The organism is Bradyrhizobium sp. HKCCYLRH2015 (assembly GCF_051168215.1).
In the GTDB taxonomy this organism is placed as follows: domain Bacteria; phylum Pseudomonadota; class Alphaproteobacteria; order Rhizobiales; family Xanthobacteraceae; genus Bradyrhizobium.
Genome location: NZ_JBNPUO010000002.1, coordinates 249,063 through 262,732, shown reverse-complemented (window position 1 = coordinate 262,732; position 13,670 = coordinate 249,063). Strand labels below are relative to the sequence as shown.

The 13,670-nt window shown below is 66.7% G+C and carries 12 protein-coding genes; 5 read left to right on the top strand and 7 right to left on the bottom strand.

Translation table 11 applies throughout. The features are described from left to right. Positions 1-2: 2 nt before the first annotated feature. On the bottom strand, positions 3-2,531 hold the full coding sequence (locus tag ACQR1H_RS05255) for a YbcC family protein (RefSeq protein WP_434907246.1): 2,529 nt from the start codon (positions 2,529-2,531) through the stop codon (positions 3-5). A gap of 13 nt (positions 2,532-2,544) precedes the next feature. Continuing rightward, positions 2,545-4,134, bottom strand: a complete 1,590-nt coding sequence (locus ACQR1H_RS05250) for an NADH-quinone oxidoreductase subunit L (protein ID WP_434907245.1) — start codon at positions 4,132-4,134, stop codon at positions 2,545-2,547. Between the two features lie 113 nt (positions 4,135-4,247). On the opposite strand from ACQR1H_RS05250, the gene ACQR1H_RS05245 reads away from it, so the two are divergent. Then, the gene (locus ACQR1H_RS05245) at positions 4,248-5,147 is read left to right on the top strand and encodes a LysR family transcriptional regulator (RefSeq protein WP_315801823.1); all 900 of its coding nucleotides are present in this window, start codon (positions 4,248-4,250) and stop codon (positions 5,145-5,147) included. Positions 5,148-5,252: 105 nt separating this feature from the next. Here ACQR1H_RS05245 and ACQR1H_RS05240 read toward each other — a convergent pair whose 3' ends face one another. Next, complete coding sequence (locus ACQR1H_RS05240; protein ID WP_316236796.1) at positions 5,253-5,402, bottom strand: hypothetical protein; 150 nt, start codon at positions 5,400-5,402, stop codon at positions 5,253-5,255. 465 nt (positions 5,403-5,867) lie between these two features. Continuing rightward, complete coding sequence (locus tag ACQR1H_RS05235; protein ID WP_316217176.1) at positions 5,868-6,542, bottom strand: GntR family transcriptional regulator; 675 nt, start codon at positions 6,540-6,542, stop codon at positions 5,868-5,870. 147 nt (positions 6,543-6,689) lie between these two features. Between ACQR1H_RS05235 and ACQR1H_RS05230 the strand changes: the two genes are divergently transcribed. Both ACQR1H_RS05230 and ACQR1H_RS05225 read left to right on the top strand, forming a co-directional pair. After that, positions 6,690-7,892: an ABC transporter substrate-binding protein gene (locus ACQR1H_RS05230; RefSeq protein WP_434863862.1), complete on the top strand. Its 1,203-nt coding sequence runs from the start codon at positions 6,690-6,692 to the stop codon at positions 7,890-7,892. A 75-nt stretch (positions 7,893-7,967) separates the two neighbouring features. Further along, entirely contained in the window at positions 7,968-8,678 is a 711-nt protein-coding gene (locus ACQR1H_RS05225) for a hypothetical protein (protein WP_434863861.1), read from the top strand. On the opposite strand, the gene ACQR1H_RS05220 is transcribed toward ACQR1H_RS05225, so the two are convergent. Beyond that, positions 8,668-9,516 carry a tetratricopeptide repeat protein gene (locus tag ACQR1H_RS05220; RefSeq protein WP_434907244.1) on the bottom strand — a complete coding sequence of 283 codons (849 nt, stop codon included), beginning with the start codon at positions 9,514-9,516 and terminating at the stop codon, positions 8,668-8,670. The genes ACQR1H_RS05225 and ACQR1H_RS05220 overlap by 11 nt on opposite strands. Before the next feature lie 81 nt (positions 9,517-9,597). Beyond that, the gene (locus tag ACQR1H_RS05215) at positions 9,598-10,545 is read right to left on the bottom strand and encodes an alpha/beta fold hydrolase (protein WP_434863859.1); all 948 of its coding nucleotides are present in this window, start codon (positions 10,543-10,545) and stop codon (positions 9,598-9,600) included. A 194-nt stretch (positions 10,546-10,739) separates the two neighbouring features. Between ACQR1H_RS05215 and ACQR1H_RS05210 the strand changes: the two genes are divergently transcribed. After that, the gene (locus ACQR1H_RS05210; protein WP_315801815.1) at positions 10,740-11,219 is read left to right on the top strand and encodes an Hsp20 family protein; all 480 of its coding nucleotides are present in this window, start codon (positions 10,740-10,742) and stop codon (positions 11,217-11,219) included. Between the two features lie 164 nt (positions 11,220-11,383). Then, entirely contained in the window at positions 11,384-12,148 is a 765-nt protein-coding gene (locus ACQR1H_RS05205; RefSeq protein ID WP_434863858.1) for an alpha/beta fold hydrolase, read from the top strand. 187 nt (positions 12,149-12,335) lie between these two features. Here the strand turns inward: ACQR1H_RS05205 and ACQR1H_RS05200 are convergent, their stop codons facing one another. Next, positions 12,336-13,325 (bottom strand): hypothetical protein, encoded by a 990-nt coding sequence (locus ACQR1H_RS05200; RefSeq protein WP_434863857.1) that lies wholly within the window; start codon positions 13,323-13,325, stop codon positions 12,336-12,338. Positions 13,326-13,670: the final 345 nt, after the last annotated feature.

Here is a 13,670-nt window from a genome sequence, read left to right as displayed (position 1 = left end):
CGTCATGCCGCCCTCCAGAGACCGGGGCGTAGGCACCGCCGGATGGTCGTGCCCTGCTCGCTCAGGGAATGCAGCATCACCCAGCCATTGGCGACGAGATCGCGGACGCCCTGGTGGCGTTGCATGATCTCGTCCATCGCACTCTCCGGCGCGGCGATGAACACGTTCAGGCGAACCGGCTCGTGGATGAAGCGGGTGCCGTCATGCACCGACTGCCAGGGCAGTCCGACCCGGAGATCGCCGGCATTGCCCTCGAGCACGCCGAGTTGCCCGACGATGTTGTGCAGCACCTTGTTGCCGCTGCCGAAGGCGGCATTGTTCACGGTCGAGCCGTAGTACTGCAGATTGATCCAGCTCGCGACCACCATCGGCGCCGTCATGATCAGTTCGAGCGTCCGATGTCCCTCGTCGCGCCCCGCCTCGTAGGAGTGCAGGAAGACGCGGCCGCCGAGGTCAAGCCCGCGGGTGAAGCTGCGCGGCGCGGCGATGAAGGCGGCGTTGCCGGCGAGCCCCCATTCCGGCCGCACCTGCGACCAGTCGCGGGTGCGCGCGACGACGGCCTCGTCGACATCCGAGGCGTCGCGGATGCCGAGCAGCGCGCTGCGCTCGAGCCGCGCCAGCCGTCCGGCCTCGGTCAGCCGCGCCCTCAGCCGCGCGAGGTCCTGCGCGAGCGCCGCCGGAACGTCGTCCTCATCGAACAGCGTGACCGCATCGGTGGTGGTGTCGTGCAGCGCGCCGATGAACCAGCAGTCGGCGGGAATGTCGATGTCCTTGGCACGGAGGCCCTCGCGGACGCGCCGGTCGTTGAGCACGGCTGCCGCGACACGCGCGTTGGCTTCGCCCGTGTGACCGCCGCAGGCGCCGCAATCGAGCCCGGAGGCGTGCGGATTGTTGACCGTCGTGCTGCCGTGGCCGGCCAGTAGCACGAGCCGCGCGAACGGCCCGGTCAGCGACATCGCCTTCAGCACCGCCTCCGCCATCGCGACGCGCTGCACGTCGTCGAAGCCGGTCACGCGCCCGCCGAGTTCGCCGGGCGTCAGTTGCGGCATCACCCGCGAGGCGACCTCCGGATCGAGACCATCTACGACCGGCGACGGCACCGGCCGTGTGACGCCGGCGCTATCGGTCGCGATCTTGGCGGCGAAGCCGAGGCCCGCAGCCTCCACGAAGGAGAACGACGACACGGCCGAGACCTTGAACGACTTCCATGCCTTGGCGGCGCGCCGCCGCAGCAGACGCAGGCCAAGCACCTCGGCCTCCTCGACATCGTCGGCGCCCTTGACGGCCTCGCAGACGATGAAGGCGGGCTTCAGCAGCACCGGGCACTGCGCGCCGCCTCTGGTGTGGCCAATCGGCACGTATTCGATCGGGAAGCCGAAGAAACCGGCGAAGCCAATTGTCTCGGTTTCCGGATAGGCGGTCTCCAGCGCGCGGCGGAAGATCTCCGAGCGCACGTCGATGCAGAACGCGGCCTGGACCAGCGGCCGGGCCGGCAGCTGCGTGATCGATCGCTGCGCACCATGGATGGCGAGCTTCGCGACGAGCCTCTCGCGGAACCCGATCTCGTAGGCTTCATGCAGAATGAGATCGATCGCAAGCTCGGGCGTCTCCTCGAGCCGGTGGTCGGCCGGCAGCTTGGCCGCCTCGGCCATCGCCTGCGCCCAGGCCTTCTTGAACGCCTCGTCGGTCCGTGCCTGGAACAGCGCAAAGCCCCAGGCGAGCCGAATGGCCAGCAGTTCCAGCAGAGTATCGTCTCGCCCGCCGTCGAGCTGCGCGTTCCAGCCGATATAGCGCGCATAGGCCGACCAGCCGCCGAGATCGAACAGCGCCCGCACCAGATAGTCCTCGACGGCGCGATCCGGGATTCCCAGCCGGTCGACGATCAGGCCGATCGCCTGCACCGGATCGGCGGGCAGCTCCGCGACGGCTTTGCGGAATCCCGCAAGGCCCATCGCCTCGGGATTGCGATCGTAGGCCGCGAATTTGCGCCAGGCCGCGTAGGGCTTGAGCTTGCGCACTGGGCTCGGCCAGCTCGCCTGCCCCTCGTCGAAATAGGTGGCGCAGAAGGCCGAGATCTCGTCGATCATGAAGGCGACAAGCGAGACGTAGCGGTCGCCCTCGGCGAGCCGGTCGAGCACCTCGGCGACGGTCGCGACCACGGCGGGCGGCGACAACTGCGCGGCCTCGGCAAGAGCCTTGCTCTTGAGCTGTTCGACGTCGAGGCCGATGGATGGATGCGACATGAGAGCCTGCGTCAGCGCGGGATCGTCGATCCGGCCGTCATCGAGCGCCTGCCGGTAATAGGCGCGCGGCATCAGCATGCGCGTGCGCACCACGCGGTCGAAGGTGGCGGCGGTCGCCGCGAAGCTTTGGCCGGTGAAGCCGAGGAACGGATTGACCGCGACGAAGTGCTTCAGCGGCCACAGCGGCGCGACCCGCTGACAGGCGCTGTCGATGCGGGCCATGAGCCCGGCATCGGCGGGGGTGTCGAGCGGATCGGCCATGGACATGGCGAGGGCGGCCTGGGTCATCGGATATCTCGGATCACGGGTTGGACGGGAGACGTGCGGTCGAATGCCTCGGCCCTAAGGTCAGCACGAGACGGTTGGAGAGCGTGTTGAGATAGAGGCCGTTGCGCAGGTGGACGTAGGCCGCGATCCAGAACGGCGCGTCGGCGCGGCGCATCATCTGGTTCTGGAACACGGTGACGGCCGCGAACGACACGACGACGGCGGCCGCGATCAGCATCGGCACGATGCCGTCGACCGGCCGCGAGGCCGGGATGCTGCCCCCGACCAGCCAGGCCATCGCGGCCTGCAGCGCGAAGTAGACGATCGCGACACCGGCCGCGGTTACCGCGGCGCGAGCGACGACGAAGGCGTTCGGCCGCTCGTCGATGGCGTTGGCCATCAGGTGAACGAGCCCCATCAGCAGCACCGAGCCGAGTGCGATCTGCGCCGGGTTGGTGCGCAAGGTCATGCCGAAGGCGAACCCGGTGAGCAGCGCGAGCCCGATCACGGCGACCAGCGCCAGGATCAGCCGTGCCGCGTGCGGCTGGCCGCCGGGGCTCGGTGTCCAGGACGCCCGGGCAAGATCGATGATGCTGCCCGAGGACAGGAAGGCGTGCGCCTTGTAGAGCGAGTGCGCCACGATGTGCAGCAGCGCCGCGGAGAAGGCGCCGAGCCCGCATTGCAGCAGCATGAAGCCCATCTGCGCCACCGTCGAATAGGCCAGCTGCACCTTCACCGAGGTCTGCGTCAGCATCGCCAGCGAGCCGAACAGCGCGGTGGCCCCGCCGACGATCGCGAGGACGTCGAGCGCGGGCGTGGCCAGCAGCAGCACGTCGCTGAGCCTAAGCACTAGGAAGCCGCCGGCATTGATGATGCCGGCATGCAGCAGCGCCGACACCGGCGTCGGCGTCTCCATCACCTCGATCAGCCAGCCATGTAGCGGCAGCTGGGCGGATTTCAGCATGGCGGTCGCGACGATCAGGAGCGCTGCAATCGTGACGATCGCCGAGCCAACCCCCTCGCCCGCCCGGGCGTGGGCGACGAGGCCGGCAATCTCCAGCGTGCCGAACCGGATGTAGAGCAGCAGCGCAGCGAGTGCGAGGCAGGCGTCGCCGAGCCGGCTCGCGACGAACTTTTTGCGCGAGGCGCGGATCGCGGCCGGCCGGGTCTCGTAGAACAACAGCAGCTTGCCGAGCGAAAGGCTCGTCGCGACCCAGGCGGCGAGCAGAAGCACCAGATTGCCTGCGATCAGCAGTGTCAGCACCGCCGCGAGGGTCAGCAGCAGCCAGCGCGTGAACCGGACCTGACCTGGATCGCCGTCGAGATAGTTGCGGCTGTAGCGCACCACGACCATGCCGATGAAGCTGACGAGAACCGAGAGGATGGCGCCGAGCGCGTCGAGCTGAAGCGACAGCCCGAGGCCGTATCCGCCAAGCAGCGGCGTCCGCCCTGCCCCGACGACGGCCGCAGCGAGGCTCGCGACCGTCGCGATGCCGAAGGCGATCGCCGCGGCGAGGATCGCGCGGCGAGCAACGTCACGGGCGCTGGCGTGGATGCCCGCAAGTGCGGCGACACACAGCGTGAGCGGCGCAAGCGCCGCGAGGCAGGGAATGAGCGGGTTCATGACGGCTCGACAGGTTGATCAAATGAGACGGCTGCCCCCTGCTTTACCGGCCCACGATGCTTCTTAAAATTTCAATGATTGAACATGATCGTTATAAAATATAGAACGATGCCATGCCGCACCTGAACTACCATCACCTGCGCTATTTCTGGGTCATCGCCAGCGAAGGCAGCATGAGCCGCGCCGCGCAGCGGCTCAACGTCTCGCCCTCCTCTCTCTCGGTACAGATCAAGGCGCTGGAGGCGCAGCTCGGGCAGAAGCTGTTCGAGCGCACCGGCCGCACTCTGCAGCTCACCGAGGCCGGGCGCATCGCGCTCGACTATGCCGGCAGCGTGTTCAAGTCCGGCCATGAGCTGATCGAGACGCTGTCGGGCCTACGGCCGGGACGACAGTTGCTGCGGGTCGGCGCCGCGGCGAACCTGTCGCGCAACTTCCAGATCGCCTTCCTGAAGCCGCTGATCGCGCGGGTCGACGTTGAGCTGATCATCCGCACCGGCCAGTTCGCCGAGCTCCTGGAGCAGCTCGATTCCCACAAGCTCGACCTCGTGCTCGCCAACCATCCGGCAGCGCCGGACATGCGCAGCAGTTTCGAGAACACACTGATCGACGAACAGCGCGTCAGCCTCGTCGGCCGCAAGCCGACCAGGCCCGCGCGATTCCGCTTTCCGCAGGATCTCGCGACGACGCCCGTGATCCTGCCCGGCCGAGGCAGCGCGCTGCGCTCGGCCTTCGATGCGCTAGTCGGATCGGGCGGGATCCGCCCGATCATCGCCGCCGAGGTCGACGACATGGCGATGCTGCGCCTGATGGCCCGCGAGAGCGGCACCGTCACATTGGTGCCGTCGATCGTCGTGATCGACGAGCTGCGCTCCGGCACGCTCGTCGAGCGCGCGCGGCTGAGTGCGCTGAAGGAGCAGTTCTTTGCCGTGAGCCAGCAGCGCCGCTACGCCAATCCGCTCGTCGCCGAGCTGATCGGATCGCGCGCCAGGAAGACCGGTTCACGGCCCGAATGACTGTCGGTGACAGCTTGTCTCGATAGAGGTTGCAGGCAGCCCACCTCGGGACGGGTGAGTCCTGCGGACCAACTACCGACTGGGGCCGGGTCGGCAGCGGTCCGATCAGAACATCGCGGGCGGGCTGACATTCACCCCGTGCTGGACCAGCACGAGTGAAGCGACCACGCCGGTCAATGAGAACATGGTCACCAGACCGAAGCCGGAATTGAGCGCATGGGGACCAACCAGCTTCCGCGCAATCTTCATCATCATCAATGTTTCCTCCAGGAATGTCGTTAGTGGACGCCACTAGCGGGACGGCGCGTTACCGGGACGTTTCCAAACTTGGAGAGATCGCCGCGTGGTGAATGCATGCTTGAATGCACAGCAAGCCCGGCATGAAGCCCGATTAACACTGACGGCGGATTTACAAATGCAGCGGGATGAGGGAAGCGTCGACGCTCGAAAAGGTTGAACCTTCGCAACAATTCTCGTTTAACGGATGATGTCGACGACAACGGTGGACTACGACCGCGCTCGAGGCATGGTGGTTCGCGTCGCGCCGAGCGATCGCATCTACGCGCGGCGCGCTTAGTTCGACGCTTCTCAGCGGAAGTACATCGCCCCCCCGAATGAAGTGTCCGCAGCCGTCAGGCTACCCTCATTCATTCGGCTGGTGACATCCGGTTAGGGACGGATCGCGTCGAAGACGTTCGCCGTCTGCGTCCTGATAGGGTCCTACTTCGCCTCGTTCATCGCCGTCGCTGCGAGCAGCGCCGCCTCGATCGTGTCCCGGGTCTTGTCGAGATGCGCCGTCATGAGCATCACAGCGCGCTCGGTGTCGCGCGCCAGCGCCGCCTCCATCAGTTCGCGATGCTCACGCGCGGCATCGCGGTTGCCACGATCGGTCTTGCGGGCGAGATCGAGATAGCGCTCGTTGTGTGCAAACAGGAGATCACGCACCCGCATCATCCAGGCGCTGCCACAGGCCTGGGCCAACGCGGCATGGAAATCGGCATGCGCCAGCATCCAGGCCGGCGAGAAGCTTCCGTCATGAGCCGCGATCGGCGTCGCGGCCAGACGGTGATGCGCGGCAACGACCGTGGTCTCCCAGGCGAGATCACCGTTGGCGATGGCGCGGCGCAGGCACTTGGTCTCGATCTCGACGCGCATGTCGGTCAGATCGCGCAGATCGGCCACCGAGACCGGCGCCACGCGGAAGCCGCGCTGCGGCGTCGCCGTCACCAGCCCTTCCGCCGTGAGCCGCGCCAACGCCTCGCGGATCGCCCCCGTGCTGACCGAGAAGGCTGATCCGAGTTCGCTGATCTTCAGCTTCTCCTCCGGACGATAGAGGCCGGCGAGCAGGCTGGCACGCAACTGCTCGTAGACGGTCTGGGTGGCGCTGCCGGACATCGACTCACTTTCGCGGGACAATTCACACTAGCAAAGCCAGAAAGTACATTTTTATTAAAAAATATATTTTAATTGCGCAGCCCCCCAACCTCCGCCTATGCTGACCGCTAAAACGCCGCCGGCAGCGCGGCCACCAGGGAGGTGTCCATGCGAAGCGCCATCGCAGCGGCAGGATTGTTCGTCGTCGCGTCCGTCCTCGCCGCGCCCGTGCGGGCGGAGGATCAGCCGGGCATCACCGCCGGCGAGATCCGCATTGGACAGACCATGCCCTACAGCGGGCCCGTGTCCGCCTTCGGCATCCTCGGCAAAGGCGAGGTGGCCTATTTCAAGATGGTCAACGACCGCGGCGGCATTAACGGCCGCAAGGTCAACCTGATCTCGCTGGACGACGGCTACGTGCCGCCCAAGACCGTGGAGCAGACGCGACGGCTGGTCGAGAGCGACGAGGTGTCGTTCATCTTCTCGACCATGGGCACCGCGCACAACACTGCGATCGCCAAGTATCTCCAGGGCAAGAAGGTGCCGCAGCTGTTCGTGGCCTCGGGCGCCTCGAAGTTCGGTGATCCCCAGCAATTTCCGCTGGCCTTGATGGGGGTGATGGCGCCGTTCCGCAACGAGGCTCGGATGTATGCGCGCTACGCTCTGCAGAAGAAGCCGGATGCGACCTTTGCCATTCTCGCGCAGAATGACGATTTTGGCCGCGACTATCTCGCCGGGCTGAAGGACGTGCTGGGCGAGCGCTTCGACAGCGCGGTGACCGTCGCAAGCTACGAGTCGACCGATCCGACCATCGACTCGCAGATCGTGAAGCTGAAATCGACCGGCGCCGATGCGCTGATCATTGCCGCGACGCCGAAATTCGCCGCGCAGGCGATCCGCAAGACCCATGAGATCAACTGGCGCCCGCTGACGTTCCTGAGCAACGTCTCGGTGTGGATGTCGTCGGTGATGGAGCCGGCCGGCCTCGAGGCCGGCACCGGCATCATCTCGACGGCTTACGTGAAGGACCCGCTCGATCCGGCCTGGGCGGACGATGCCGGCGTCAAGGGCTGGCGCGACTACATGGCCAAATACGTGCCCGACGGCGACATCCGTGATTCCAACTACGTCAACGGCTACAACAACGGCATGGTGCTGGAGCACGTGCTGAAGGCCGCCGGCAACGATCTGTCGCGCGAGAACATTTTGCGGCAAGCGCTGTCGATCAAGGATCTGGAGCTGCCGATGCTGCTGCCGGGCATCAAGGTCAGCACCAGCGAGAGCGACCACCTCCCGGTCGAGCAGGTGCAGTTCATGCGCTTCACCGGCAAGCAGTGGGAGCGGTTCGGCGAGGTGCTGTCGACCAAGTAGCGGCGGCGGCCGGTTGGACTTTCGGCGGCGAAGGCGTAGACATCTGCCGTCATCCCCAGGAGAACCGCGGCGCCGATGTCCGAGACTGAACCGCTCACGCTGAAATTCCGCTGTCCGAAGGAGCTCGAAGGCCTCATTCCGCAGCCGGTGCCGGCGCCGATGGGCGTTCCCGACTGGGTCAAGACGATGCCGGCCACCGCGTTCAGCGCGCTCAACCAGGCCGAGGAGCAGACCGTCAAGCGCTGCCCGCCCTTCATCGACGCCATGACCACGGGCTTCCTCATTCCGCTGATCTGCGATCTCACGGTCGAGGACGGCGGCATCAGTTGGGACAACGAGCTGCCGCCCGGCGGTGCGATCGATTTTCCGCGCTCGCCGATCAGCTTTCACGACGTCGCCCAGGTCACGGGCTCGCCGCTGTTCGAGGCCGACCGCTTCCTGCTCAAGTTTCACAATCTGTGGACGATCGAGTCGCCGGAGGGCTGGGCATTGCTGTTCACGCATCCCGTCAACCGCTTCGACCTGCCCTTCACCACCTTGACCGGACTGGTCGACAGCGACCGCTTTCACGACTCGTTCGTGCACTTCCCGGCGCACTGGCATGACACGGCGTTCCGTGGCCTGATCCCGAGAGGAACGCCGGTCGCGCAATGCATTCCGGTGAAGCGGCAGGCATGGGCGATGCAGACCTCGGCCTTCACCGAAGAGGAGATCGCCGAGATCCACGAGGTGCGCGATGCGCTGAAGCGCGAGACGGGCGTCTATCGCAAGCGGTTCAGGGTTTAGCTGTCGCAGCGCCGTCGATCTGCAGGAATCTGGCAGCGTCGCTCGGACGGAAGAAGAAACGGCCGTGCGAGGTGACGGCGAGCGTATAGGCCGCGCGGGTCAGCAGATGCGGCCGGCCGCGCACCGCCGTGCGCAGCGCAGCCTGGGCGCCATCGCGATCCCCCATCTCGGCGAGACACATCGCGAGATTGGCGCGGGTCTGCGTGTCCTCCGGCCGCAGCCCGAGCGCATGGCGGTAGGTGCCTGCGGCCTCGGCATAGTCGCCGTCGAGGAACTGCACCCAGGCGAGCTCGATCAGGATGTCGGGCCGTCCCGGCGCGGCCTCGCGCGCCGCCAGCAGGTGCGTGCGGGCACGAACGCGGTCATTGGCCTGAAGAGAGAGGCGTCCGAGATCGAGCTGGAGGTCGACGCTGTCGGGTGACAGCGTCAGCGCCTCCTCGATCACGGCGATGGATTCACCAAGCTGCCCCGACTTGGCAAGCCGCCCCGCCAGCTCCTGGAACGCCGGCAGAAAAGGCGGCCGCCGCGCCGCGGTCTTGCGCAGCTGCGCGATGCCGTCGGCGGCGCGTCTGGACTCGCACAAGGCGGCGCCGAGCAGCGTCTCGAGTTCCGGATCGCTGCCGCGGAGCGCAGCCTTCTCCAGCGGCACGATCGCCTCGTTTGCGCGGTGCTGGCCCAGCAGCGCATGGGCATGAACGAGCAGCGCGGCACGATCGGTCCTGGCCGTGCGCAGGATCGAGGCGGCGATCTGCTCGGCGCGGGCGAACTGCCGCGCACGCAGCGCGTGGATCGCCTCCTGCAGCGCCTGCGCCTGCTGATTTTTCCGCCGTTCACTCACGTCTGCCGCCAAGCTCCGAGGAGGACGTCGAGTCTAGCTAGCCCGCCCGCCCAGGGGTGTCCAGCAAACGAGCGCGACGGCTCAGCCGAACAGCGGGGTGCCCGGCACGAAGGCATCGAACGCGGCCCAGAACTGCGAGCGGTAGCGGTCCTGCTCCTGCAGGATCTCGTGCTTGGCGCCGGCGATCACGAGATGCGAGCCGGCACGCAGATGATAGGCGAACTCCTCGATCGCAGCGGTCGACACCACGGTGTCGCTGGACGCGGCCAGCATCAGGATCGGCTGGCGGATCTGCGACGGATAGCTCATGCCGCGGAAGGTCATCATCGCGGAGAACGCGGCGTCGGCCCAGGCGACGGTGGGCGAGGCGATGCCGAGCGTCGGATCTTCTTCGAGGATCGCGGCGTTGCGGGCATAGCGGACCGGATCGGAGGTCAGCGGATTGTTGACGAATGGCGCCAGTCCGCTGATCTCGTCGTTGCCGCCCGGCACGTAGCGGCCGCCCTGCCCGGCGATGCGCATTGCCCGCAGCAACAGCCGCGCCGGCAGCGCTGTGCGGCTGCCCGGAAGGTCGATCATCGGCGCCGACAGCACGATGCGATCGAACCAGCGCTTGCCGGCATGGGCGAGCCGCAGCAGCACCGTGCCGCCCATCGAATGCGCCAGCGCGAAATAAGGCGGCGGACAGTCCGGCAGCACGACTTGCGTGACGAAGGTCTCCACGTCGGTCTCGTAGTCGGAGAACGCGCGCACATAGCCCTTGCGGGAATCGCGCAGGCGCCGCGACGAATGGCCCTGGCCGCGCCAGTCGATGATGGCGACCGCAAAGCCGCGATCGCGCAGATCGCGCACCGTCTCGAAATACTTCTCGATCATCTCGCTGCGGCCGGTGAACACGCACACCGTGCCCTTGCGCCCGGCCGGCGGCGCCCAGCGCGCAAAGCGCAGCTCGGCGCCATCAGGGGTCTTGATGGTGCCGGCTGTGACGTTTTCGGGAACGGGATTGGCGGGAATCGAGACGAGCGTCATGAGGCGCCCATCGAATAGGTGAAAGGCAGCGGGAATCAAGGGGTGGAACGGCAAAAAGAGCAGGTCCCGAACGCCCTTGAACGTCGAAACGCCTGCCCTACATCGAGATCGTGCAGGCCTCTGATGGCTGCACGACGGCCCGGCCCGATGGCGGGCGGGTTTGCCCAATAGTCGCTCAATGGAGGACTTTGACCATGCGTACCTACGACCTCACCCCCTTCTATCGTTCCACCGTCGGTTTCGACCGTCTGTTCTCGATGCTCGATCAGGCCACCGCCGAGCCCACCCCCGGCTATCCGCCCTACAATATCGAGCGCACCGGTGAGAACGCCTACCGCATCACCGTCGCCGTCTCCGGCTTTGGCAAGGATGAGCTCTCCCTCGTCGCGAAGGAAAACACGCTGACGATCAAGGGCGAGAAGGCCGCCAATGAGAACGGCAAGAAGGCTGAGGTGCTGTATCGCGGCATCGCCGCCCGGGCGTTCGAGCGCTCGTTCCAGCTCGCCGACCACGTGGTGGTGAAGAACGCCAGCCTCGAAAACGGCCTGCTCCACGTCGACCTCGTACGCGAGATTCCGGAAGCGAAGAAGCCCCGCTCGATTCCGATCTCAACCGGCGCGCAAGGCTCCGAGCAGCCGGTGATCGAGGGATCGGCCGAGAAGGCCGCCGCTTAACCGGCACTCAGACTTGAGAATGCGAACGCCCCGGGCAGCCGGGGCGTTTTTTTGTGCGTTGCTGCAGTGCAATCAAACGATCGTGACGGGCGGTAACGGCCTGCACCCGGCCAGCGAAGACGCCAGTGATGACCTCACTCACCCGAGCCACTGGAGCCTCAACGATGAACGTCGTTCGCACCCTCTCCCTCGTTGCCGCGCTGACGGCATTGGCCGGCCCTGCTCTGGCGCAGCCCGCGCCGCCGCCCAAGGTCCACAACGTCGTGCTGGTGCACGGCGCCTGGGCCGACGGCTCGAGCTGGGCCAAGGTCATCCCCTATCTGCAGGCGGCCGGCCTCAAGGTCACGGCCGTGCAGAACCCGCTGACCTCGCTGGCGGACTCCGCCGCCGCCACCCGCCGCGCCCTGGCCGAGCAGGATGGGCCAGCCGTGCTGGTCGGCCATTCCTGGGGCGGCACGGTCGTGAGCGAGGTCGGCACCGATCCGAAGGTCAGCGCGCTGGTCTATGTCGCCGCCCGCGCCCCCGATGCGGGCGAGGATTTCGTCAAGCTCGCCGGCCAATATCCGACGCCGCCGGCGCGCGCCGGCATCGTCGACCATGACGGCGAGACCAAGCTCAACGAGGACGCCTTCCTGACGGACTTCGCCAACGGCGTCGATGCGACGACGGCAAAGGAGCTCTATGCGGTGCAGTGGCCGACCGCGGCGACGATCTTCGGCAACCGCACCACCCAGGCGGCGTGGCACGACAAGCCGTCATTCTATGCAGTGTCGAAGCAGGACAAGACCATCGATCCGGATTTCGAGCGCTTCCTGGCCCACCGCATGAAGGCAACCACGATCGAGCTCGACGCCGGACACCTGTCGCTGGTGTCGCATCCGAAGGAGATCGCTGATCTGATCCTGAAGGCCGCCGGTCAGCACGAGTAGTGCGACCGATGGTGCTGGGGTCTCATCGGCTGCTCCAAACGACCTGTCATGCCCGCGAAAGCGGGCATCCAGTCCGCGGCGGCGGTCGTGAATGACCGAGATGCCGGTGTTGACTGGATCGCCCGGTCGAGCCGGGCGATGACGGCGTTGGGGGTGGCAAGCGGCCGGGCAGACCGTCTGACTGCCTCTATTCCAAACCCTGTACAGCCGGCATCTTTGCCGTCGGCAGGATCTGGGGCACCGGCTTCGCCGCGGGCGCCGCGACGGAGCCAGTCGTCTGCGGCGTGGCCGTAGCCGCGGCCGATTGCACGGGCTTCGGCTCAGAGGGTTTTGCGTCTGAAGCCTTGGCCTCTGAAGCCTTGGCCTCTGAAGCCTTGGCGTCTGAAGGCTTCGCGTCAGAGGTGTTGGCGTCCGAAGCCTTGGCCTCGGCCGGCTTGATGTCCGCGGGCTTGGGCGGAAGGGCCTTGGGTGCGTCCGCCGGTTTCGGATTGAGCGCTGCGGTCTGCGGTGCCGGTGCACTCGGCCGCGCGGCAGGCGTCGGCACTTTCGGCTGGATCGGCGCCGCGGTGGCAACGCGCGGCGCAGCCGGCATCGGCGGCACCAGGCGCGGATCGGCCCGGATCACGCTCGGCGGCGGCAGGCGGTCGAGGCCACCGCGCGGGGCGGGCTCATAGCGCATCCGCTCGTACTCCTCGCCCCATTGGAACGCCGGCACGAAGCGGATGATGCGGCCGGAGCGGGCATCGACGACGAGCTTACCGTCCTCGCCCTGGCGATCGAGCACCGCCACGATCCAGACATTGCCGCGCTGGCGCGGCGCGCCGAGCGGCGAGAAACCGTTGTCGCGCAGAATGGCATAGACCTCATGCACCGGCAGGAACGCGGGCGCATAGCCATAGTCCTGCTGATAGCCCTCTCTGTAATTGTCCTGACGGTAGACCGGCGCCGGCGGCACATAGCGCTCGTCGCGGTAGCCGTAGTCAGGGCCCGGCCGGTAGCCGTAGCGCGGCGGTGGCGCAGGCACGACGGCCGGCGGCGGCAAGTCCGAATAAGGCGCATCGAAATCGGAGACTGCCGTATACGGCCCGTGGAGGCCGGACGGTGGCAGCGGCTCGGCCTGCGCGGCGGCGAACGTCGCGACCAGCGCGGCTGAGACGACTCCAACTAGCAACTTCATGGTTCAAAGCTCCTGCATGCCCCCGCACGTGAAGCTGTTCGCTTCTTCTCAAGTGCGGCGGAAGTTCTGCCGCGATTCCGGCGGTCCTGGGTCGGCGAAGGGGCGGGATCGGGGCGTTAGGTTTCAAAATCGAGCGCGGCGCGTGATCGCCGGCCCGGCCGGATCGTTCGGTCAGCGGCAGAAACGGAAGATTTGCCGGGGAATGAGCGTGTTGCGGCGCCCGAACTCGAGGACTCCGCAGTGCTTGTGTGATAGGTTAAAGTTTGGCATCTTGCGGTTTAGGACAGAAATGCTGTCTAAAATTTCGTTGCAAAGGTGACCGAGACTTTGCAATGATGTTACGGC